Source organism: Vagococcus sp. WN89Y (assembly GCF_052220145.1).
In the GTDB taxonomy this organism is placed as follows: Bacteria; Pseudomonadota; Gammaproteobacteria; order Enterobacterales; family Enterobacteriaceae; genus Kosakonia.
The window spans coordinates 75,833-95,924 of record NZ_JBQPOM010000031.1; the positions used below are offsets into that span (position 1 = coordinate 75,833).

A 20,092-nucleotide genomic window follows, 5' to 3' on the forward strand; every position below is an offset into this window, starting at 1 on the left:
GAAATGAGGAACAATCAGGAACAAATACACGCACTGTGTAAAAATAATAAAATGCGCACAGGCTTACCTGCTGAAAATAAACCATTCGATCCTGCATCACCGCTTACGTATACCAGCCCCGGGCACCGCCGTTAGCTAGTGTAATATTTTTAATAATTGTTTTATGCCGTCGGCATTCAGGAGGGAACTCTCTCAATAATAGCAGGAGAATAACGAATAACAGCTCCGCCTATGTTAAAGCGGTGATTTTCGTCTACGCTTTTCACACAAACTGCTGATAGATGCGGTAAAAACGAGGAAAGCGTAATGACAATCGTCCATAAAATGACCCGTTCGCTGATATTGATGGCGGCAGTAAGCTTGCCTTTGCAGGCCGCTGAACCGATAAAAGTGGGTTCGAAAATTGATACCGAAGGCGCGTTGCTGGGAAATATTATTTTGCAGGTACTGGAAAGCCACGGCATCAAGACAGTGAATAAAGTGCAGCTTGGCACCACGCCGGTGGTTCGCGGCGCAATTACCGCCGGTGAACTGGATATTTACCCGGAATATACCGGCAACGGAGCATTCTTCTTTAAAGATGAAAACGATCCGGCGTGGAAAAACGCGCAGCAAGGCTACGAAAAAGTCAAACAACTCGATGCGCAGCACAATAAGCTGGTATGGCTGACTCCGGCTCCGGCTAATAATACCTGGACGATTGCGGTTCGCCAGGATCTGGCGCAAAAAAATAAACTCACGTCGCTTGCAGATCTCAGCCGTTTCTTAAAAGAGGGGGGCGAATTTAAACTCGCGGCCTCGGCAGAGTTTATTGAGCGCACCGATGCGCTGCCCGCCTTTGAAAAAGCCTACGGGTTTAAACTTAAGCAGGATCAGCTGTTATCCCTTGCCGGGGGCGATACGGCTGTGACTATCAAAGCGGCGGCGCAACAAACCTCCGGCGTGAATGCTGCGATGGCCTATGGTACTGACGGGCCGGTCGCCGCGCTGGGCCTGCAAACGTTAAGCGACCCGCAAGGCGTACAGCCTATTTATGCGCCGACGCCGGTCGTTCGCGAAGCGGTGCTCAAAGCCAATCCGCAGCTTGCTGAGTGGCTAAAACCGGTCTTCGCCGGGCTTGATGAAAAAACGCTGCAGCAGCTCAACGCCCGTATCGCCGTTGAAGGGCTGGATGCGAAAAAAGTGGCGGCAGATTACCTGAAAGAACAAGGCCTGGTGAAATAAGCAACAGTATGGATGTTTCAATACGCTGCCATAACCGTGTGTTATTGCTTCTGGGGATACTTGGCGTGCTGGCAGCCTGGCTGCCTTTTATCAGCTATGCACCTAACCGCCTGGTGTCCGGTGAGAGCCGCGCGCTATGGCAACTTTTCCCTGCATTCTGGTTATTCGCGCCCTGCCTGCTGGTTATTATCAGCTTTATGCCTGGGCGGAGTGTGCCACTTCTTACCCTGGTGCTGTGCGAAGTCCTGTTCTGCCTGCTGGTATGGAGCGCGGGCAGCGCTGCCAGCCAGCTCGCGCAGGAGGGAAGCTCGCTCGCGCGCACTTCGCCCGGCAGCGGGCTGTGGTTATGGCTGGCGCTTGCCCTGTTAGCCTGTAGTGATGCCATTCGGCGTATCAGCGCAAACCCGCTGTGGCGCTGGTTATTGCATGCTCAGTTATGGTGTGTGCCGCTGTTTTTGCTCTGGCACGGCGAGCTGGATAACCTCTCTTTGCTGCGTGAGTATGCGAACCGGCGCGAGGTGTTCAACGATGCGCTGATGCAGCATTTGACGCTGCTGTTTGGCACGCTGGTGCCCGCGCTGGTGCTTGGTTTTGCGATTGGCCTGTGGTGCTATCGCCATTCGTCGCGCCAGACGCCGATGTTTACGGCGCTCAATATTATCCAGACCATTCCCTCTGTTGCGCTGTTTGGCCTGCTGATTGCACCGCTGGCCGCGCTGGTGCTGGCGTTTCCCCGCCTTGGTGCTTTGGGTATCGCCGGGACCGGGCTGACGCCTGCGCTTATCGCGCTCATTCTTTATGCGCTGCTGCCGATGGTGCGTGGGGTGGTGGCGGGTCTTAACCAGGTTTCGCAGGAGGTGCTGGAGAGCGCAAAAGCGATGGGGATGAGCGCGCGCCAGCGCTTCTGGCATGTTCGCATACCGCTGGCATTGCCGCTCTTATTACGCAGCCTGCGCGTGGTGGCGGTACAAACCGTCGGCATGGCCGTTATCGCCGCGCTGATTGGCGCTGGCGGGTTCGGCGCGCTGGTATTCCAGGGGTTACTCAGTAGCGCGCTGGATTTAGTGTTGCTTGGCGTTATCCCGGTGATTGCACTCGCCGTCGTGGTGGATGCGCTCTTTGGCTTAGCTATCGCCTTGCTGAAAGGTAAACAATCATGATTGAGTTTCATAACGTCAGTAAATCCTTTGCCGGTCAGCGGGCGGTGAGTCATCTCAACTTGCACTTCAAAACCGGCGCGTTTTCGGTGCTGATAGGCACTTCAGGTTCCGGGAAATCGACCTCGTTAAAAATGATCAACCGCCTGGTCGAGCATGATGAGGGCACCATTACTTTTGCCGGAGAAGAGATTCGCTCGCTGCCGATACTCGAACTGCGCCGCCGTATGGGCTACACCATTCAGTCCATCGGCCTGTTCCCGCACTGGACGGTAGCGCAGAACATCGCCACCGTTTTGCAGTTACAGAAATGGCCTCGCGCTAAACGCGATGCGCGGGTGGATGAACTCATGGCGTTGCTTGGGCTGGAACCTGCGCTGCGCGGGCGTTTTCCGCACCAGCTTTCGGGCGGGCAGCAGCAGCGGGTCGGGGTTGCCCGCGCGCTCGCCGCCGATCCTGAAGTGTTGCTGATGGATGAGCCGTTTGGCGCGCTCGACCCGGTAACGCGCGGAGTGTTGCAACAGGAGATGGTGCGCATTCATCGCCTGCTTGGGCGCACCATTGTGCTGGTCACGCACGATATTGATGAAGCGCTGCATCTGGCGGATCATCTGGTGCTGATGGACGGGGGCGAAGTGGTGCAGCAGGGGACGCCGCAGGCGTTACTGACCGCGCCGCGTAATGATTTTGTCCGCGAATTTTTTGGCCGCAGCGAGCTTGGCGTGCGCCTGCTCTCCCTGCGCCAGGTACGCAGCTATCTGCGCCCCGGTGAGCTTGCTCCGGGTGAACCGCTGCGCGAGGAGATGACGCTGCGCGAGGCGCTGTCGGCATTTGTTGCAAGGCGATGCGAGGTGCTGCCCGTGAGTAACGCCCAGGGCCAGCCGTGCGGTAACCTGCATTTTCGTGACCTGTTACGCAGGGAGGCGAGCGGTGAAGAAGATGCGTGATCCGCTGTTATGGCTGGTGCTGGCATTTCTTGCGCTGCTCTTCTGGCTGCCTCACAGCGCTGCGCTGTTTAGCGCGCTGTTTCCCCAACAGCCGCGCCCGGTCTATTTGCAGGAGAGTTTTCTTGCGCTCACTACCGCGCATTTTACGCTGGTTGGCGTTTCAAGCATCATTGCTATTGTGCTTGGCATTGGCGTCGGGGTTGCGGTCACGCGCCCGGCTGGCCGGGAGTTTCGCCCGCTGGCAGAAACCATGGCCGCCGTCGGTCAGACCTTTCCGCCCGTGGCGGTACTGGCAATTGCTGTGCCGGTGATGGGGTTTGGTGAAACCCCGGCGATCATTGCGCTGGTGCTGTATGGCGTGCTGCCGATTTTACAAGGCACCCTTGCTGGCGTGGCGGCGGTGCCGGAAAGTGTCCAAAGCGTGGCGAAAGGCATGGGTATGAGCACCTGGCAGCGGCTGGTAAAAGTTGAACTGCCGCTGGCGGCGCCGGTGATTCTGGCCGGGGTACGCACCTCGGTTATCATTAATATCGGCACGGCCACCATCGCCTCTACGGTGGGCGCAAAAACGTTGGGTACGCCGATCATTATCGGTCTGAGCGGTTTTAATACGGCCTATGTTGTGCAGGGAGCGGTGCTGGTTGCGCTGGCGGCTATCATTGTTGATAAAGGATTTGAGCGGCTCTCCAGGCGCCTCAACCGGCACCACCGCGCACAATAAACGAATAACCTGCGAGCATTACGCCACCGATGCCGCTGATAGCCATCAGCAGAAAGATAGCGATGACAATAATTTTAACCGGCTTCATGTTGCGCTCCTTTTTAATAAGGCGGGCAGTATAAAGCATCACGAAGGGGTTAAAAACCTTAAATGCCGAGCAGGTGCACGCTGTGCCCTTTCTCGCGCCATTTCAGCAACTGTTGGCGCTGCATCGCCGAGGGGCTTTCGCCGCACCAGACTAATAGCGTCTGGCCGTCGAACATCTCCGGGCGTAGGTGGCGAAACGAGTGGGCGAGGATCTCCACGCGCCAACCTTGCTGGCTTGCTATCCAGCCTTCGAGCCATAAACGGGTTGTATCTTTTACATTCCAGCCAATCACCAGCGCGTCCTGGTGGTTTCGGCGTCGCGCAAACGCCAGGCACAACGAAATATAGTTGATAAGCACGCCATCCAGAAGACTGAGCATCGGCAGCAGCGCGGGCTGCTGGCTTTGCAAACGGTGGCGCAACGGTATCAGCAGCTGCGTCGCCAGCGTGCGGGCAGGGAAGTCGCGGGCATGCGCTTTGATCCATACACGCAGCTGATGCAGGTTGTTATGCTGGAGATACTCAAGCAGGATTTCCTGTTGCTTATGCCAGCCGTTGTACCCGCCCTCCGGCTCGCTTTGCAGTAGCGCCTGCACCTTGCTTATCTGCACGCCAAAATCCACCCAGCGCTTGATCTCCCGGATGCGATCGATATCGGCATCGGTAAACAAGCGGTGGCCGCCATCGGTGCGGTGGGGGGTAAGCAACCCGTAGCGACGCTGCCAGGCCCGCAGCGTGACGGGATTGATATCGCAAAGCGAAGCGACTTCCCCAATCGTGTAAAACGCCATGGTTTCACCTCTGCTAAACGCCCAGTCTAACTGTAGCCGTACCGCGACCCTCTGGTGAAAATTTATGCAGTCGAAGTACTAAAGTTAAATCAGGCGGGCCGGGTTTGTGACGCAGAGCACGATTTGGTATTTTTTTGCAGCGCTTCAAAGAAACGAAAGGCGACACCCTGTATGTTACGCGCTTTCAGTCGATGTGGTGTTGCCGGTATGTACGAGTTTAACCTGGTGTTATTACTGCTTCAGCAGATGTGCGTCTTTTTAGTGATTGCCTGGCTGATGAGCAAAACGCGCTTGTTTATCCCGCTCATGCAGGTCACCGTGCGCCTGCCACACAAACTCTTGTGCTACGTCACCTTCTCCATTTTCTGTATTCTCGGCACCTATTTTGGCCTGCATATTGAGGACTCGATTGCTAACACCCGTGCCATTGGCGCGGTGATGGGCGGTCTGCTTGGCGGCCCGGTGGTTGGCGGTCTGGTTGGTTTAACCGGCGGCTTGCACCGCTACTCAATGGGCGGGATGACCGCGCTAAGCTGTATGATTTCGACCATGGTCGAAGGGTTGCTGGGCGGCCTGGTCCACAGCGTGCTCATCAGGCGCGGGCGCACCGATCTGGTGTTCAGCCCGTTTACCGCAGGCGCTATCACCTGCGTGGCGGAGCTGACGCAGATGTTGATTATCCTGCTGATTGCCCGCCCGTTCGACAGCGCTCTGCATCTGGTGCAGAGCATTGCCGCGCCGATGATGGTGACCAATACCGTCGGTGCGGCGCTGTTTATGCGTATCTTGCTGGATAAGCGCGCCATGTTCGAAAAATACACCTCGGCGTTCTCCTCCACAGCGCTGAAAGTGGCGGCCTCGACCGAGGGCTTCCTGCGCCAGGGATTCAATGAAGAGAACAGCATGAAGGTGGCGCAGGTGCTCTTTCAGGAGCTGGATATCGGCGCGGTGGCGATCACCGACCGGGAAAAGTTGCTGGCCTTTACCGGTATCGGTGACGATCACCATTTGCCGGGAAAACCCATCTCGTCAGTCTGGACGCAGCGCGCTATCGACACCGGCGAAGTGGTGTATGCCGACGGTAACGAAGTGCCTTATCGTTGCTCGCTCCACCCGCAGTGCAAGCTAGGCTCGACGCTTGTTATCCCGCTGCGCGGCGAAAATCAGCGTGTGGTGGGGACCATTAAGCTCTATGAGGCGAAGAACCGCCTGTTTAGCTCCATTAACCGCACGCTGGGTGAAGGTATCGCCCAGCTGTTGTCGGCGCAGATCCTCGCCGGGCAGTATGAGCGCCAGAAAGCGCTGCTAACTCAGTCTGAAATCAAGCTGCTGCATGCGCAGGTCAACCCGCATTTTCTGTTTAATGCGTTAAACACGCTAAAGGCGGTGATTCGTCGGGACAGCGAACAGGCGGGTTTACTGGTGCAATATTTATCGACGTTCTTTCGCAAAAACCTCAAGCGCCCGGCGGAAATCGTCACCCTGGCCGATGAAATAGAGCATGTAAATGCGTACCTGCAAATTGAAAAGGCGCGCTTTCAGTCGCGTTTGCAGGTGCAGCTTCTGGTGCCTGAAGCGCTGTCGCACCTTCGCCTGCCAGCCTTTACTTTGCAGCCGATTGTCGAGAACGCTATCAAACACGGTACCTCGCAACTGCTCGGCATCGGTGAAATCACCATTGCCGCGCGGCTTGAAGGGCAACATTTGCGACTGGATATTGAAGACAACGCCGGGCTGTACCAGCCAAAAACCAATGCCAGCGGCCTGGGCATGAGTCTGGTGGATAAACGCCTGCGCGCGCGTTTCGGCGACGAATGCGGCATTACCGTTGCCTGCGAGCCGGATCTGTTTACACGAATTACCTTACGACTCCCTCTGGAGGAAAGCGCATGTTAAAAGTGCTGATTGTTGATGATGAACCGCTGGCCCGGGAGAACCTGCGTATTCTGCTTCAGGAAGAGAGCGATATTGATATTGTTGGTGAATGCAACAATGCGGTCGAAGCCATCGGTGCGGTGCATGCGTTGCGCCCGGATGTGCTGTTTCTGGATATCCAGATGCCGCGTATCAGCGGGCTGGAAATGGTCGGTATGCTCGACCCGCAGCACCGGCCTTATGTGGTGTTTCTCACCGCGTTTGATGAATACGCGGTGCAGGCGTTTGAAGAGCACGCGTTTGATTACCTGCTAAAACCAATAGAGAGCCGTCGGCTGGAGAAAACCCTTACGCGTCTGCGCCAGGATCGCGGCGTGCAGGATATGTCGGTGCTGCCGGAAAACCAGGAGGCGCTGAAGTTTATTCCCTGCACCGGCCACAGCCGCATCTATTTGTTGCAGATGGATGAGGTGGCGTTTGTCAGCAGCCGCCTGAGCGGGGTGTATGTCACCAGTCATGAAGGCAAAGAGGGGTTTACCGAGCTGACCCTGCGCACGCTGGAGAACCGCACGCCGCTGGTGCGCTGCCACCGCCAGTATCTGGTGAATATGGCGCACCTCAAAGAAATACGGCTGGAAGATAACGGCCAGGCGGAGCTGCTGCTACGCGATGGCCAGACGGTGCCGGTCAGTCGCCGCTATCTGAAAAATTTAAAAGAGGCGCTGGGGTTGTAAAATCCTGTGCGATGCCTACACTGCGCGCAGGTTTTACAATTGTGGAAAAAAGAGATGCTGAATAACGATATCCTGCGCAGCCTGCGTTACACCCTGCACGCCGATAACAACGCACTGGTGCGGATCCTTGCGCTGGCGGACACGACTGTCAGCGCAGAACAACTGGCGCCCTGGCTGCGCAAAGAGGACGAAGCAGGCTACAAACCCTGCCCGGATATTGTGCTGTCAGCGTTTCTCAATGGCCTGATTTATGAAAAGCGTGGCAAAGATGAGAGCGCGCCGCCGCTGGTGGTCGAGCGTAAGCTCAACAACAACATCGTGTTGAAAAAGCTGCGTATCGCTTTTTCGCTCAAAACAGATGACATCCTGGCGCTGATGACGGAGCAGAAGTTTCGCGTGTCGATGCCGGAAATCACCGCGATGATGCGTGCGCCGGAGCATAAGAACTTCCGCGAGTGCGGCGATCAGTTTTTGCGCTATTTTCTGCGTGGGCTGGCGGTCCGGGAGCAGAAGCCGCAGGCGTAAAAATGTGAGGTAAGCCCGGCGCGTGTGTCGCCGGGCAGGCAGGCTTATTTGGTGGTTTCGACAAAACCGCGGGCTTTCAGTAGCTCAGCCGATTTCTGCATGCTGATGCCATCCTGCACCGCGCCGGTGAATTCAGAACCTTGCAGCGCCGGTAATTCAGCCGGGTTCACCGCGGCGTAATCCACATCCAGCGTCTCTTCTGCATACGTATCTTTATAATCGATGCTCTCTTTCACCCCTTTCACGTTCTGGTATTTGTCACTGACCGGATCGAGTTTGATTTTCGCCTCCTCGACGCTGTTTGCTCCCAACGATGAGTAGTAAATCTTATTGTGCGCGGTCTGGCGCAGCACTTTGTCATCTTTGTAGTAGTAGGTCAGCGTTACTTCTGTGCCTTGCCCCTTATAGGTGAAGGTTCTGCTGGGCTCATTCTCGCCACAGCCACTCATAGCGAACAGTAAAGCGACGGAAAAAATGCTGCGATGTATTTTTTGAAATTCACGGTGATTCTCCTTTGTCCTTGTGTCGCTTCTTAGTATAGAAAAAGGCGCTGATGTCAGCGCCTTTTTTAGATTATTTAACCTGTTGGCCAGGTTTTGCTCCGCTGTCCGGGCTGAGCAGGAAGATGTCTTTCCCGCCAGGACCTGCGGCCATCACCATCCCTTCGGAGATGCCGAAGCGCATTTTACGCGGGGCGAGGTTCGCGACCATCACCGTCAGGCGACCAACAAGCGCCGCCGGGTCCGGGTAAGCAGAGCGAATGCCGGAGAACACATTGCGCTTCTCGCCGTCCAGATCCAGCGTCAGGCGCAGCAGCTTGTCAGAGCCTTCAACGAACTCGGCGTTTTCAATCAGCGCCACGCGCAGATCGATTTTGGCGAAATCATCAAAGCTGATTGTTTCCTGAATCGGATTTTCCGCCAGCTCGCCGGTGGCCGGGGCCGCCGCCGCTTTGACCTCTTCTTTTGATGCTTCCACTAATGCTTCCACCTGTTTCATTTCAATACGGTTATACAATGCTTTAAATGCATTGACCTTATGGCCGAGCAGCGGCTGTGCAATCGCGTCCCATGTAAGCGTGGTGTTGAGGAACGCTTCGGCGCGTTCTGCAAGCGTTGGCAGCACCGGTTTCAGATAGGTCATCAGCACGCGGAACAGATTGATGCCCATCGAGCAGATGGCCTGCAGGTCGGCGTCGCGGCCTTCCTGTTTCGCCACCACCCACGGTGCCTGCTCATCAACGTAGCGGTTAGCCAGGTCCGCCAGCGCCATAATTTCGCGCACGGCTTTACCGAACTCGCGGCTCTCCCAGGCCTCACCAATGCTGGCTGCCGCATCGGTGAAGGTTTTGTACAGCGCCGGGTCGGCAAGCTCACCGGCCAGCACGCCGTCAAAACGTTTATTGATAAACCCGGCGTTACGCGACGCGAGGTTGACCACTTTGTTGACGATGTCGGCATTCACGCGCTGAATAAAATCTTCCAGATTCAGATCGATATCATCAATGCGTGAAGAGAGCTTGGCCGCATAGTAGTAACGCAGGCTGTCGGCGTCAAAGTGGTTAAGCCAGGTGCTGGCTTTGATAAAGGTGCCGCGCGACTTGGACATCTTCGCGCCGTTAACCGTTACATAACCGTGCACAAAAAGATTGGTCGGTTTACGGAAACCGCTGCCTTCCAGCATCGCAGGCCAGAACAGGCTGTGGAAGTAGACAATATCTTTGCCGATAAAGTGATACAGCTCGGCATCCGAGTCTTTTTTCCACCAGTCGTCAAAATTCAGATCGCCGCGCTTATCGCACAGGTTTTTGAACGAGCCCATGTAACCAATCGGCGCATCCAGCCAGACGTAGAAATATTTCCCCGGCGCGCCCGGAATTTCGAAGCCGAAGTAGGGCGCATCGCGGGAGATATCCCACTGCTGCAAGCCGGATTCGAACCACTCCTGCATCTTATTCGCGACCTGCTCCTGCAACGCGCCGCTGCGCGTCCACGCCTGCAACATGGCACTAAAAGAGGGCAAATCGAAGAAGAAGTGCTCAGAATCACGCATCACCGGCGTTGCGCCCGACACCACGGATTTCGGCTCGATAAGCTCGGTCGGGCTGTAGGTCGCGCCGCACACTTCGCAGTTATCACCGTACTGATCCGGGGATTTACATTTCGGGCAGGTGCCTTTGACAAAACGGTCCGGCAGGAACATGCCTTTTTCCGGATCGTAGAGCTGAGAGATGGTGCGGTTTTTAATAAAACCATTATATTTCAGGCGCGTGTAGATAAGCTCCGACAGCTCGCGGTTCTCTTCGCTGTGGGTGGAGTGGTAGTTATCGTAGCTGATGTTAAAGCCAGCAAAATCCGTCTGATGTTCCTGACTCATCTCAGCAATCATCTGCTCCGGGGTAACCCCCAGCTGCTGTGCTTTGAGCATAATCGGCGTGCCGTGGGCGTCGTCCGCGCAGATGAAGTTTACCTGATGGCCGCGCATTCGCTGGTAACGGACCCAGACATCAGCCTGGATGTGCTCCAGCATATGGCCGAGGTGGATGGAGCCGTTGGCGTACGGCAGCGCGCACGTTACCAGAATTTTCTTCGCGACTTGAGTCATAGTTGGCATTACATCTTCTTGAGAAAAAGGGGTATCGATATTACCAAAAGGGGAATTCGCGCGCCACGCGATAAGGGCATTTATCCTTAAATGAATAATCTGTGCCACCAGGGTAAACTGTGAGGGTACAATCTCATTTTCAGAACAACTACAAAGGAGTCGGGATGAGTTCTCAATCCCAGGCCAAATCCCCGGAGGCCCTGCGAGCCATGGTTGCCGGGACGCTGGCTAATTTTCAGCACCCAACCCTGAAGCACAACCTGACCACGCTCAAAGCGCTGCATCATGTTGCCTGGCTGGACGATACCCTGCACATTGAGCTGGTGATGCCGTTTGTCTGGCGCAGCGCGTTTGATGTGTTGAAAGAGCAAACCAGCGCTGAGCTGCTGCGCATTACGGGTGCCAGTGCGATTGACTGGAAGCTGTCGCATAACATCGCCACGCTAAAACGCGTGAAAAATCAGCCCGGCATAAACGGGGTGAAAAATATTATTGCTGTCAGTTCCGGTAAGGGCGGGGTAGGGAAATCCTCAACCGCCGTCAACCTGGCACTGGCGCTGGCGGCGGAAGGGGCGAAAGTCGGTATTCTCGACGCGGATATCTACGGCCCGTCGATTCCGCTTATGCTGGGTACCGGCAACGAGCGCCCGACCTCGCCGGACGGTACGCATATGGCGCCGATTATGGCGCACGGCCTGGCGACCAACTCGATTGGTTATCTGGTGACCGATGATAACGCCATGGTGTGGCGCGGCCCGATGGCCAGCAAAGCGCTGCTGCAACTGCTGCAGGAGTCTATGTGGCCGGATCTCGATTATCTGGTGCTGGACATGCCGCCGGGCACCGGTGATATCCAGTTGACGCTGGCGCAAAACATTCCGGTCACCGGCGCGCTGGTGGTGACCACGCCGCAGGACATTGCGCTTGTCGATGCCAAAAAAGGTATCGTGATGTTCGAGAAAGTTGAAGTGCCGGTTCTGGGGATCGTGGAAAACATGAGCATGCATATTTGCAGCAATTGTGGCCACCATGAGCCTATCTTCGGCACCGGCGGCGCGGAAAAACTGGCGCAGCAGTATCACACCGAGCTTCTGGGCCAGCTGCCGCTGCACATCACGCTGCGCGAAGATCTCGACAACGGTACGCCGACGGTGGTTAGCCGCCCGGATAGCGAATTTACCGCTATCTACAAAATGCTGGCCGACCGTGTCGCGGCCCAGCTTTACTGGCAGGGCGAAATCATCCCTGGCGAAATCGCGTTTCGCGCGGTGTAACCCGAAGCCTCTCCCTGCCGGGAGGGGCTTTTTTGCTGCTTACCTGACGCGGTAGTGCATCAACACATATTCCCCGTCCGGGGCCTCGCCTTTTGCTTCAATATACCATCCGTGATGCTGATAAAACGCCAGCGCCGCGCTGTTGCGTAGCAGGCATTTCAGCGCGCCGGTGCTGGTAAACCGTGACTGGACGTGTTTGAGCAGGGCGCTGCCAACACCTCTGCCCTGAAAGTCCGGGGAGACAAATAAGTTATGCAGGAAGTTATCGTTGACGTACACCGAGGCAAAGCCCAGCCGGTGACCTTCGTCTTCTGCGATCCAAATTACCTCATCAAGCGTAGCGGCATCAAAATCTTCAAGCCGCCACGCCTCGCCGTCCAGCCACGTCCAGTTCTGTTTGCGGGCGCTAAGATAGAGCGTGCGTAAAAAGGGCCTGTCGCTTTCCTGCCAGGGACGGATTTTCACAGACATACCTGCATTAACGATGGTAGAATATATCGCCATTATAGGCTTTGATGATTTTTCCTTCGGCATCGGTGATAAGCACATAGTTGCCGCCCATATACGTCCAGTGGCTGCCGGCATCCGGTGCGGGCAGGTTACGTAACTGCCACTGTTTAATGTTGTACTGCTCGCTGCGATACATTTCGGGAACCGTGTCGCCAGGTTTAAATTTTGTGAAATCAGCAACGAATTCGTTCACTTCATACGATTGCGGCCCTGTAACGGTTGCTGTCTGTTCTGCGGCGAAAACGGAGCTTGCCGTGACCAGCAGCGCGCCCAGCAGCAGCATTTTTCTTTTACTCATACGTTCTCCAGGTTGTTGTTATCCATATACGCAGTGGCTAATTTAGCACGTCATCATTGCTGTAAAAATTAGGGGCGGCAACTGCGAAAAAATAACGCGTTGGTAAAAAGTGTAAGCAAACTCGTATCAGCGCAAAAGCCGCAGGTGACGACATGCACTCCCTGCGGCTGTTTTAAGAACATTCTTAAATCAGGCGGTAAAACCTTCAAGCACGATTTTCCCCACCGCGCGGCGGCTTTCCAGTAGCTGATGGGCCTTACGCACATTCGCGGCGGTTATTGGCCCCAAATGTTCGCCGAGCGTGGTTTTCAACACCCCTTCGTCAATCAACTGAGCGACGCGGGTCAGCAGGTTGTGCTGCTCAATAATATCGTCGGTGGTAAACATTGAGCGGGTAAACATAAATTCCCAGTGCAGGGAGATACTTTTCGCTTTCAGCGGCATCGCGTCCAGACGCTGCGGATCGTCAATCAGCGCCAGTTTGCCCTGCGGTTTCAGCACACTTATCAACTGCGTGTAGTGCTCCTCGGTATTGTTCAGACTGGCGACGTGCGACACCTCTTTGACGCCAATACGCGCCAGTTCTTCGGCGAGCGGTTTGCTGTGATCAATCACGTGGTGTGCGCCGAGATCCCTGACCCACTGTTGGCTGTCCGGGCGTGATGCGGTCGCGATGACCGTGAGCTTTGTCAGCTTGCGTGCCAGTTGCGTCAAAATGGAACCGACACCGCCCGCTGCGCCCACGATCAGCAGCACGTCCCCTGCGTTGCCTTGCTCTTTAATGCCGAGGCGGTCAAATAACATTTCCCACGCCGTAATCGCGGTCAGCGGCAGGGCCGCGGCATGGGCGTTGTCCAGCGTTTTCGGTTTGAGTGCCACGATGCGCTCATCAACCAGCTGATATTCGCTGTTACTGCCCGGTCGGGTTAACGCCCCGGCATACCAGACTTCATCGCCTGGTTGAAACAACGTTACCGATTCACCTGTTGCCTGCACCACGCCCACGGCATCCCAACCGAGCACGCGAGGTGTGTCGGCGTTAAAACCGGCGCGAACTTTGGTATCCACCGGGTTAACAGAAATCGCTTTTACCGCAACTAACAGGTCGTGCCCGCTGGCTATCGGCTGCGGTAGTTCAATCTCCTGAAGAAAATCCAGGTTGCTGGCATCCGAAGCAGCACGGGTTATGGCGATGGCTTTCATAGCGTCTTCCTTCGTTAAATGTATGTGGTCGATATCACTCATGCTAGTCAATATCTGGCGGTTGAAACAGCGGCGAAAAAGAGGAGCACTTATCTTTAATAAGTGAAAATCGCTGTGCAGAATTATCATTGCTGCTGATTATTTCTCACCGTGATGGCTTTTTATTATTGTTCGCCCTTAGCGTAAATTATTAAGGTAAATATTCACGTTTGCCTGATTGACATATTTCGAAGCATTTTGTCAGTTAAATATCCGCAATGCCTGCCGTTAAGTCACTTACCTGCTTACAGAGGAAAAATAGCATGATGAAGTTAGGTTTTACGGCAAGGTTAAGAATGATCCTTTTAATTGCGCTCGGTGGGTTAATTGTGCTCTGCGCCTGGTCTGCTTTTCAGGGGCGCGAGGTAATGATTAAAGAGCGCGAGGAGGGAGTGCGCAATTTGGTGGAATCCGCACAGGGCATCGTTGAAGAGTATGCCCTGCAGGAGAAAAAGGGGCTGATGACGCGCGAGGCCGCACAACAAGCGGCACTGGCGCAACTGAATTCGATGAAATATGGCGACGATGGCTATATGTTTGTTTTTAATAGCCAGCCGACAGTTCTGATGATGGGGAATACCTCGCTTAAAAAGCTTGAAAATAAAAATGTCGGCGACAGAAAAGACGCCAAGGGTAATTATTATTACCGCGATTTTGTTGAAATGGGAAATAAAGGTGGCGGATATGTTAATTATGTCAGCAACCGCCCTGATACCGGTAAAGCCGAACCTAAAATAAGCTATATCAGTAAATATGCACCCTGGGCGTGGTATATCGGCTCCGGCGTTTTTATGGATGATGTTCAACGGGCTTTTTATCACATTTTGCTCTCCTGCCTGGCCATGATTGTTCTGGTTGGTGGCGGCGTTTGCGGCGTGATGGTCTGGACTATCCGCAGCGCGCGGCGCAGCCTCGGGGGAGAGCCTGAATATGCGCAAAAAATCATCGACGAAGTGGCGCAGGGACATCTGGATACACACATCCAACTGCGCCGCGGGGACAGTTTTAGCCTGTTATCAACGGTCGATAAAATGCAGCATCAGCTCGGTGAAATGGTGCGGGGCGTACGCCAGGGCGCAGACAGCATGCAGACGGCTTTTCAGGAGATTGCCGCCGGGAATGATGACCTTTCCCAACGCACGGAAGAACAGGCCTCGTCGTTGCAGGAAACGGCGGCCAGCATGGAGCAGATAACCGTAACGGTAAAAATGAACGCCGACAACGCGCAAAAAGCCAGCCTGATGGCAACCAACGCTCGTGAGACGTCTTTGCAGACTAATCAGAAAGTGAGCGATGCGGTGCGCACCATGCAAGAGGTGAACAGCCAGGTATCGCAAATGAGTGACATCATCTCATCAATTGAAGGAATAGCCTTTCAGACCAATATTCTGGCGCTGAATGCGGCGGTCGAAGCGGCGCGTGCCGGTAGCCAGGGCAAAGGGTTTGCGGTGGTTGCGGGCGAAGTGGGAGCGCTGGCAAAACGCAGCGCCAGCGCGGCAAAAGAGATAAAAGAGATGATTACTCACTCGACCTCCAGCATCGTTTATGGCAGCAAGCTGGTGGAGCAGGTGGGGGAATCTATGAAACAGGTGATGGCGTCAATTAGCAGCGTTTCAGATATCGTTACCGCTATCTCGGGTGCCTCCCATGAGCAGAGCACAGGCATCGCGCAGGTAAACGATGCGATGGCGCAGATGGATCAAGTGACTCAGCAAAATGCTGCGCTGGTAGAACAGAGCGCGGCAGCGACGGCGTCGTTGCGTGACCAGGCGCTGGCGCTGCAGCGCGCGGTGTCCGGGTTCCGCCTGGCGTAGTTTTGCTTATCTGGCGTTGTATTTACTCATACTGCTCATAGTACTTGATTAATTGCAGCGCCTGGTTTTTCTCTTCTTTCTCTTGCGACTTATCACAAGGGCTGGCGTGATATTTCGTGCCATCAGCCGGTAAATAGTCTTCGTAATGCATTTATTTAAGTAATTGTTTTGATTAAATTTTTATTTAAAAATGTCGTGTGAGGTGTCATGGGTTCAGGTAGGGTTTTGTCTCCACCAGCAAGCCGGGAGGCGAGAACAGATGATGCAGGATAATAAAAACAAACGGGGTAACGGCGTTGCACCGATGCCGCATGATGCGGTTTTTAAACAGTTTCTGACAAATCCGGTGACGGCGAAGGATTTTATGCAGTTGCACTTACCGGCCTGGTTACAGGAAGTGTGCGATTTCAGCACGCTGAAACTGGAGTCGGGAAGTTATATTGAGGAGAATTTGCGACCGTTCTATAGCGATGTTATCTACAGTCTGCAAACAACCTCGGGCGAGGGGTATATCCATGTGCTGATCGAGCATCAATCCACGCCGGATCGCCTCATGGCTTTTCGCCTTCTGCGCTACGCGGTCGCGGCGATGCAGCGCCATCTGGAAAAGGGGCATAAAAACCTGCCGCTGGTCATTCCGGTGCTGTTTTATATGGGTAAGCGTAGCCCGTATCCTTACTCCACGAACTGGCTACAGCTTTTTGATTCTCCGGCGTTGGCAGAAAAGCTCTATGGCAACGCGTTTCCTGTGGTGGATGTGACGGTAATCCCCGACGAGGAGATCTTGAACCACCGCAGCATCGCGGCGCTGACGTTACTGCAAAAGCATATTCACCAGCGCGAACTGAGCGATATGGCAGAAAAGCTCGCGTCCCTGCTGGCCATGGAATACATGACAGGACAGCAGCGCCATACGCTGATAAACTATCTCGTGCAGACGGGTGAAACAGCCGATGCAACCCGCTTTCTTGAACAACTGGCACAGCAGGTGCCACAGCTTAAGGATGAAATGATGACCATCGCACAGCAGCTTAAGCAACTGGGTGTCGAAAAAGGTATCGAACAAGGTATCCAGCTCGGAGAACAGCAAGGCATCGCGATAGGGCGCAAGGAAGAAGCGCTGAAAATCGCCCGGGCGATGCTCGCCAGAGGGCTGGACGGCAACGTGGTGATGGAGATGACCGGGCTGTCTGAAGACGAGCTCACTCAAATTCGCCACTGAGCAGCCGCGCATTTATAAGCGTGCCTGCCGCAATTAATCGTAAAACGCGGTTATTTATCGTAACCGCTTAAATGACTCGGGGTGCCCTTCTTCGTGAAGGCTGAGAAATACCCGTATTACCTGATCTGGATAATGCCAGCGTAGGGAAGTCAGATGCCTGCCTGGTCATCGCTTCTTCACGCCGGGCAGGAGCGAAACCATGCAACCTGACCAGCTTACCCGTGCGCAAACTGCGCATGCGTTACAGCAATTCCGCCACGCTTCTCCGCTTGTTCACTGTATGACGAATGACGTCGTACAGACGTTTACCGCCAATGTTCTGCTCGCACTCGGTGCTTCCCCTGCGATGGTCATTGAGCGCGATGAAGCCGTGCAATTCAGCGCTATCGCTAATGCCTTACTGATTAATGTCGGCACCTTAACCCATGAACGGGCCGGAGCAATGCGCGCAGCCATTGAGAGCGCCAGCCGCGCGCGCAAACCCTGGGTTCTCGACCCGGTCGCTGTCGGTGCGCTGACGTTCCGAACAGAATTTTGCCTGCAACTTCTTTCACTCAGCCCGGCCGCCATTCGGGGAAATGCCTCTGAAATCATGGCGCTTGCCGGAATGCAGGGGCGCGGGCGCGGGGTGGATTCCACAGACGCTGCCAGCGCAGCATTGCCGGGCGCACAACAGCTGGCGCGCCAGACCGGTGCCGTGGTCGCAGTCACGGGGGAAGTGGATTACGTTACCGATGGCACCCGCACATTGATGGTCACCGGCGGCGATGTGTTGATGACGCGCGTCGTGGGCACCGGCTGCGCGCTTTCGGCGGTGGTGGCGGCCTGTTGCGCTTTGCCGGGCGATCGTCTGGTGAACGTGGCGGCGGGCTGTGCGTTTATGGCAAAGGCTGGCACGCACGCGCTTACGCGCAGCCACGGGCCGGGGAGTTTTGAGCCAGCTCTGCTGGATGCGCTCTATGCACTCAATGAGGAGGCGCTGTGATGAAACGTATTAACGCCCTGACCATTGCCGGTACCGATCCCAGCGGCGGAGCGGGCATCCAGGCCGATCTGAAAACATTTTCTGCACTGGGCGCCTATGGTTGCTCGGTCATCACCGCGCTGGTTGCCCAGAACACCTGCGGCGTGCAGTCGGTCTATCGCATCGCGCCGGATTTTGTCGCCGCACAGCTGGATTCCGTTTTTAGCGATGTGCGAATAGATACCACCAAAATAGGCATGCTGGCGGAAACAGACATTGTCGAAGCGGTGGCGGAGCGCTTGCAGCGCTATCAGGTGCGTAATGTCGTGCTGGACACGGTCATGCTCGCCAAAAGCGGCGATCCGCTGTTATCACCGGATGCTGTCTCGGCGCTGCGCCAGCATTTGCTGCCACAGGTTTCGCTGATCACGCCCAATTTGCCTGAAGCCGCCGCGCTGCTCGATGCCCCGCATGCGCGAAGCGAGCAGGAGATGCATGAGCAGGGCGAAGCGCTGCTGGCGCTGGGCTGCGAGGCGGTATTAATGAAAGGCGGTCATCTCCAGGACACCGAAAGCCCGGACTGGCTCTTTACCCGTGAGGGTGCTGTGCGGTTCAGCACCCCGCGCATTGCGACGAAAAACACCCATGGAACCGGCTGCACCCTTTCTGCCGCGCTGGCCGCGCTGCGCCCGCGTCACAACGACTGGGCAGCGACGGTTGCCGAAGCAAAAAAATGGCTCACGGCCGCGCTGGCGCAGGCGGACTCGCTGGAAGTGGGCAAGGGCATCGGCCCGGTGCACCATTTCCATCAGTGGTGGTAGCCCATCATACGATTTTGCTGAAAAGCAATTTGACGGTGGAAAATATCGTCCAGGGGAACCAGGCTTAACTCGCCCATTTTTAATGATGGGCAGAAAACTTACTTGCCCTACACAAAGCTTACGGGAGTTTAGCGATGACTGATATTGAACAGTTACTCGGCAAAGACGCCGAACACCTTCTGCAACACCGTTGTATGACCATCCCCGCAGACCAGCTTTACCTGCCAGGCGAAGATTATGTCGACCGCGTTATGATAGATAATAACCGCCCGCCTGCGGTGCTGCGTAATATGCAAACGCTCTATAATCACGGGCGTCTGGCTGGCACCGGTTATCTCTCCATTTTGCCGGTGGACCAGGGCATTGAGCACTCGGCGGGCGCGTCGTTTGCCGCCAACCCGCTCTATTTCGATCCGAAGAATATTGTCGAGCTGGCTATTGAAGCGGGCTGCAACTGCGTTGCCTCCACCTATGGCGTGCTGGCCTCCGTATCGCGCCGCTACGCGCACCGCATTCCTTTTTTGGTCAAACTCAACCATAACGAAACCCTGAGCTACCCGACCGAATATGACCAGACGCTGTACGCAAGCGTTGAGCAGGCGTTTAATATGGGCGCGGTTGCGGTGGGCGCGACTATTTACTTCGGCTCGCCGGAGTCCCGTCGTCAAATAGAAGAGATTTCTGCTGCCTTTGAGCGTGCGCATGAGCTGGGTATGGTCACCGTTCTGTGGGCCTATTTGCGTAACAGCGCCTTTAAGAAAGATGGCGTCGATTATCATGCGTCAGCGGATTTGACCGGCCAGGCAAACCATATTGCTGCCACGATCGGCGCGGATATCGTCAAGCAGAAAATGGCGGAGAATAATGGCGGCTACAAGGCGGTGAACTTTGGCTACACCGATGAGCGCGTTTACAGCAAGCTGACCAGCGACAACCCGATCGATTTGGTGCGTTACCAGCTGGCGAACTGCTACATGGGCCGCGCCGGGCTTATCAACTCCGGTGGCGCATCTGGTGGCGAGACGGATCTGAGCGACGCGGTACGCACCGCCGTTATCAACAAACGTGCGGGCGGCATGGGCCTGATTCTGGGGCGTAAAGCCTTTAAAAAAACCATGGCCGACGGCGTCAAGCTAATCAATGCCGTGCAGGATGTCTATCTCGACGAGAAAATCACCATCGCCTGACACACCTCACCCTCTCCCGCGCCGGAGAGGGTCTTCCTTTCCCTGCCGATCTTCGTCACATTTCTTTAACCTTTTGTGAAAAATATCACGTAGCC

General features: G+C 55.4%; 21 protein-coding genes and 1 riboswitch. Of the genes, 13 read left to right on the forward strand and 8 right to left on the reverse strand.

What is annotated here, in order from left to right; genetic code table 11:
- Window positions 1–306 precede the first annotated feature (306 nt).
- The 4 genes from osmF to ACTU3N_RS13225 are packed head-to-tail and all read left to right on the forward strand — an operon-like array spanning window position 307 to window position 4,049.
- Window positions 307–1,224: a glycine betaine ABC transporter substrate-binding protein OsmF gene (gene osmF / locus ACTU3N_RS13210; RefSeq protein WP_443086595.1), complete on the forward strand. Its 918-nt coding sequence runs from the start codon at window positions 307–309 to the stop codon at window positions 1,222–1,224.
- An 8-nt stretch (window positions 1,225–1,232) separates the two neighbouring features.
- The gene (locus tag ACTU3N_RS13215; RefSeq protein WP_443086596.1) at window positions 1,233–2,384 is read left to right on the forward strand and encodes an ABC transporter permease; all 1,152 of its coding nucleotides are present in this window, start codon (window positions 1,233–1,235) and stop codon (window positions 2,382–2,384) included.
- A complete protein-coding gene (locus ACTU3N_RS13220) occupies window positions 2,381–3,328 on the forward strand; it encodes an ABC transporter ATP-binding protein (protein WP_443086597.1) in 948 nt (315 codons plus the stop codon). Before ACTU3N_RS13215 ends, ACTU3N_RS13220 begins: the two co-directional genes overlap by 4 nt.
- A complete protein-coding gene (locus ACTU3N_RS13225) occupies window positions 3,321–4,049 on the forward strand; it encodes an ABC transporter permease (protein ID WP_443086683.1) in 729 nt (242 codons plus the stop codon). The genes ACTU3N_RS13220 and ACTU3N_RS13225 overlap by 8 nt, the downstream gene beginning before the upstream one ends.
- Here ACTU3N_RS13225 and ACTU3N_RS13230 read toward each other — a convergent pair.
- Both ACTU3N_RS13230 and mlrA read right to left on the reverse strand, forming a co-directional pair.
- A complete protein-coding gene (locus tag ACTU3N_RS13230) occupies window positions 4,024–4,137 on the reverse strand; it encodes a protein YohO (RefSeq protein ID WP_443086598.1) in 114 nt (37 codons plus the stop codon). The two genes, ACTU3N_RS13225 and ACTU3N_RS13230, sit on opposite strands and share 26 nt — an antisense overlap.
- Window positions 4,138–4,195: 58 nt before the next feature.
- Entirely contained in the window at window positions 4,196–4,927 is a 732-nt protein-coding gene (gene mlrA, locus ACTU3N_RS13235; RefSeq protein WP_443086599.1) for an HTH-type transcriptional regulator MlrA, read from the reverse strand.
- A 207-nt stretch (window positions 4,928–5,134) separates the two neighbouring features.
- On the opposite strand from mlrA, the gene ACTU3N_RS13240 reads away from it, so the two are divergent.
- The 3 genes from ACTU3N_RS13240 to ACTU3N_RS13250 are packed head-to-tail and all read left to right on the forward strand — an operon-like array spanning window position 5,135 to window position 8,061.
- Window positions 5,135–6,823 (forward strand): LytS/YhcK type 5TM receptor domain-containing protein, encoded by a 1,689-nt coding sequence (locus tag ACTU3N_RS13240; RefSeq protein WP_443086684.1) that lies wholly within the window; start codon window positions 5,135–5,137, stop codon window positions 6,821–6,823.
- The gene (gene btsR / locus ACTU3N_RS13245; protein ID WP_443086601.1) at window positions 6,817–7,536 is read left to right on the forward strand and encodes a two-component system response regulator BtsR; all 720 of its coding nucleotides are present in this window, start codon (window positions 6,817–6,819) and stop codon (window positions 7,534–7,536) included. The genes ACTU3N_RS13240 and btsR overlap by 7 nt, the downstream gene beginning before the upstream one ends.
- Window positions 7,537–7,590: 54 nt before the next feature.
- On the forward strand, window positions 7,591–8,061 hold the full coding sequence (locus tag ACTU3N_RS13250) for a DUF1456 family protein (protein WP_443086602.1): 471 nt from the start codon (window positions 7,591–7,593) through the stop codon (window positions 8,059–8,061).
- 44 nt (window positions 8,062–8,105) lie between these two features.
- Here the strand turns inward: ACTU3N_RS13250 and ACTU3N_RS13255 are convergent, their stop codons facing one another.
- A complete protein-coding gene (locus ACTU3N_RS13255) occupies window positions 8,106–8,510 on the reverse strand; it encodes a YehR family lipoprotein (protein ID WP_443086603.1) in 405 nt (134 codons plus the stop codon).
- 124 nt (window positions 8,511–8,634) lie between these two features.
- Window positions 8,635–10,674: a methionine--tRNA ligase gene (gene metG, locus ACTU3N_RS13260; protein WP_443086604.1), complete on the reverse strand. Its 2,040-nt coding sequence runs from the start codon at window positions 10,672–10,674 to the stop codon at window positions 8,635–8,637.
- Window positions 10,675–10,829: 155 nt separating this feature from the next.
- On the opposite strand from metG, the gene apbC reads away from it, so the two are divergent.
- Window positions 10,830–11,939, forward strand: a complete 1,110-nt coding sequence (gene apbC, locus ACTU3N_RS13265) for an iron-sulfur cluster carrier protein ApbC (RefSeq protein ID WP_443086605.1) — start codon at window positions 10,830–10,832, stop codon at window positions 11,937–11,939.
- A gap of 39 nt (window positions 11,940–11,978) precedes the next feature.
- Here the strand turns inward: apbC and ACTU3N_RS13270 are convergent, their stop codons facing one another.
- The 3 genes from ACTU3N_RS13270 to ACTU3N_RS13280 all read right to left on the reverse strand — a co-directional run bounded on the left by ACTU3N_RS13270 (window position 11,979) and on the right by ACTU3N_RS13280 (window position 13,950).
- Window positions 11,979–12,404 carry a GNAT family N-acetyltransferase gene (locus ACTU3N_RS13270; RefSeq protein WP_443086606.1) on the reverse strand — a complete coding sequence of 142 codons (426 nt, stop codon included), beginning with the start codon at window positions 12,402–12,404 and terminating at the stop codon, window positions 11,979–11,981.
- 13 nt (window positions 12,405–12,417) lie between these two features.
- Entirely contained in the window at window positions 12,418–12,747 is a 330-nt protein-coding gene (locus ACTU3N_RS13275; RefSeq protein ID WP_443086607.1) for an RcnB family protein, read from the reverse strand.
- A gap of 189 nt (window positions 12,748–12,936) precedes the next feature.
- The gene (locus ACTU3N_RS13280) at window positions 12,937–13,950 is read right to left on the reverse strand and encodes a zinc-binding alcohol dehydrogenase family protein (protein WP_443086608.1); all 1,014 of its coding nucleotides are present in this window, start codon (window positions 13,948–13,950) and stop codon (window positions 12,937–12,939) included.
- A 302-nt stretch (window positions 13,951–14,252) separates the two neighbouring features.
- On the opposite strand from ACTU3N_RS13280, the gene ACTU3N_RS13285 reads away from it, so the two are divergent.
- Window positions 14,253–15,803 (forward strand): methyl-accepting chemotaxis protein, encoded by a 1,551-nt coding sequence (locus ACTU3N_RS13285; RefSeq protein ID WP_443086609.1) that lies wholly within the window; start codon window positions 14,253–14,255, stop codon window positions 15,801–15,803.
- Window positions 15,804–15,825: 22 nt separating this feature from the next.
- Here ACTU3N_RS13285 and ACTU3N_RS13290 read toward each other — a convergent pair whose 3' ends face one another.
- Window positions 15,826–15,954, reverse strand: a complete 129-nt coding sequence (locus ACTU3N_RS13290) for a hypothetical protein (RefSeq protein WP_443086610.1) — start codon at window positions 15,952–15,954, stop codon at window positions 15,826–15,828.
- A gap of 111 nt (window positions 15,955–16,065) precedes the next feature.
- On the opposite strand from ACTU3N_RS13290, the gene ACTU3N_RS13295 reads away from it, so the two are divergent.
- The 4 genes from ACTU3N_RS13295 (at window position 16,066) to fbaB (ending at window position 19,997) form a co-directional block, all read left to right on the forward strand.
- A complete protein-coding gene (locus tag ACTU3N_RS13295) occupies window positions 16,066–17,025 on the forward strand; it encodes an Rpn family recombination-promoting nuclease/putative transposase (RefSeq protein ID WP_443086685.1) in 960 nt (319 codons plus the stop codon).
- Between the two features lie 67 nt (window positions 17,026–17,092).
- Window positions 17,093–17,189, forward strand: a riboswitch (TPP riboswitch).
- A gap of 35 nt (window positions 17,190–17,224) precedes the next feature.
- Window positions 17,225–18,010 (forward strand): hydroxyethylthiazole kinase, encoded by a 786-nt coding sequence (gene thiM / locus ACTU3N_RS13300; protein WP_443086611.1) that lies wholly within the window; start codon window positions 17,225–17,227, stop codon window positions 18,008–18,010.
- The gene (thiD, locus tag ACTU3N_RS13305; RefSeq protein WP_443086686.1) at window positions 18,010–18,810 is read left to right on the forward strand and encodes a bifunctional hydroxymethylpyrimidine kinase/phosphomethylpyrimidine kinase; all 801 of its coding nucleotides are present in this window, start codon (window positions 18,010–18,012) and stop codon (window positions 18,808–18,810) included. The genes thiM and thiD overlap by 1 nt, the downstream gene beginning before the upstream one ends.
- Window positions 18,811–18,944: 134 nt before the next feature.
- A complete protein-coding gene (gene fbaB, locus ACTU3N_RS13310; RefSeq protein ID WP_443086612.1) occupies window positions 18,945–19,997 on the forward strand; it encodes a class I fructose-bisphosphate aldolase in 1,053 nt (350 codons plus the stop codon).
- Window positions 19,998–20,092 lie beyond the last annotated feature (95 nt).

What these genes read in the sequence shown, in the direction of transcription:
- btsR (WP_443086601.1), top strand. Translation starts at nt 6,817, where the DNA reads ATGTTAAAAGTGCTGATTGTTGATGATGAACCGCTGGCCCGGGAGAAC.
- thiD (WP_443086686.1), top strand. Translation starts at nt 18,010, where the DNA reads ATGAAACGTATTAACGCCCTGACCATTGCCGGTACCGATCCCAGCGGC.
- mlrA (WP_443086599.1), bottom strand. Translation starts at nt 4,927, where the DNA reads ATGGCGTTTTACACGATTGGGGAAGTCGCTTCGCTTTGCGATATCAAT.
- ACTU3N_RS13225 (WP_443086683.1), top strand. Translation starts at nt 3,321, where the DNA reads ATGCGTGATCCGCTGTTATGGCTGGTGCTGGCATTTCTTGCGCTGCTC.
- osmF (WP_443086595.1), top strand. Translation starts at nt 307, where the DNA reads ATGACAATCGTCCATAAAATGACCCGTTCGCTGATATTGATGGCGGCA.
- ACTU3N_RS13250 (WP_443086602.1), top strand. Translation starts at nt 7,591, where the DNA reads ATGCTGAATAACGATATCCTGCGCAGCCTGCGTTACACCCTGCACGCC.
- metG (WP_443086604.1), bottom strand. Translation starts at nt 10,674, where the DNA reads ATGCCAACTATGACTCAAGTCGCGAAGAAAATTCTGGTAACGTGCGCG.
- ACTU3N_RS13255 (WP_443086603.1), bottom strand. Translation starts at nt 8,510, where the DNA reads ATGAGTGGCTGTGGCGAGAATGAGCCCAGCAGAACCTTCACCTATAAG.
- ACTU3N_RS13285 (WP_443086609.1), top strand. Translation starts at nt 14,253, where the DNA reads ATGATGAAGTTAGGTTTTACGGCAAGGTTAAGAATGATCCTTTTAATT.
- ACTU3N_RS13295 (WP_443086685.1), top strand. Translation starts at nt 16,066, where the DNA reads ATGCAGGATAATAAAAACAAACGGGGTAACGGCGTTGCACCGATGCCG.
- ACTU3N_RS13290 (WP_443086610.1), bottom strand. Translation starts at nt 15,954, where the DNA reads ATGCATTACGAAGACTATTTACCGGCTGATGGCACGAAATATCACGCC.
- ACTU3N_RS13220 (WP_443086597.1), top strand. Translation starts at nt 2,381, where the DNA reads ATGATTGAGTTTCATAACGTCAGTAAATCCTTTGCCGGTCAGCGGGCG.
- ACTU3N_RS13275 (WP_443086607.1), bottom strand. Translation starts at nt 12,747, where the DNA reads ATGAGTAAAAGAAAAATGCTGCTGCTGGGCGCGCTGCTGGTCACGGCA.
- ACTU3N_RS13280 (WP_443086608.1), bottom strand. Translation starts at nt 13,950, where the DNA reads ATGAAAGCCATCGCCATAACCCGTGCTGCTTCGGATGCCAGCAACCTG.
- ACTU3N_RS13240 (WP_443086684.1), top strand. Translation starts at nt 5,135, where the DNA reads ATGTACGAGTTTAACCTGGTGTTATTACTGCTTCAGCAGATGTGCGTC.
- ACTU3N_RS13215 (WP_443086596.1), top strand. Translation starts at nt 1,233, where the DNA reads ATGGATGTTTCAATACGCTGCCATAACCGTGTGTTATTGCTTCTGGGG.
- ACTU3N_RS13230 (WP_443086598.1), bottom strand. Translation starts at nt 4,137, where the DNA reads ATGAAGCCGGTTAAAATTATTGTCATCGCTATCTTTCTGCTGATGGCT.
- thiM (WP_443086611.1), top strand. Translation starts at nt 17,225, where the DNA reads ATGCAACCTGACCAGCTTACCCGTGCGCAAACTGCGCATGCGTTACAG.
- apbC (WP_443086605.1), top strand. Translation starts at nt 10,830, where the DNA reads ATGAGTTCTCAATCCCAGGCCAAATCCCCGGAGGCCCTGCGAGCCATG.
- fbaB (WP_443086612.1), top strand. Translation starts at nt 18,945, where the DNA reads ATGACTGATATTGAACAGTTACTCGGCAAAGACGCCGAACACCTTCTG.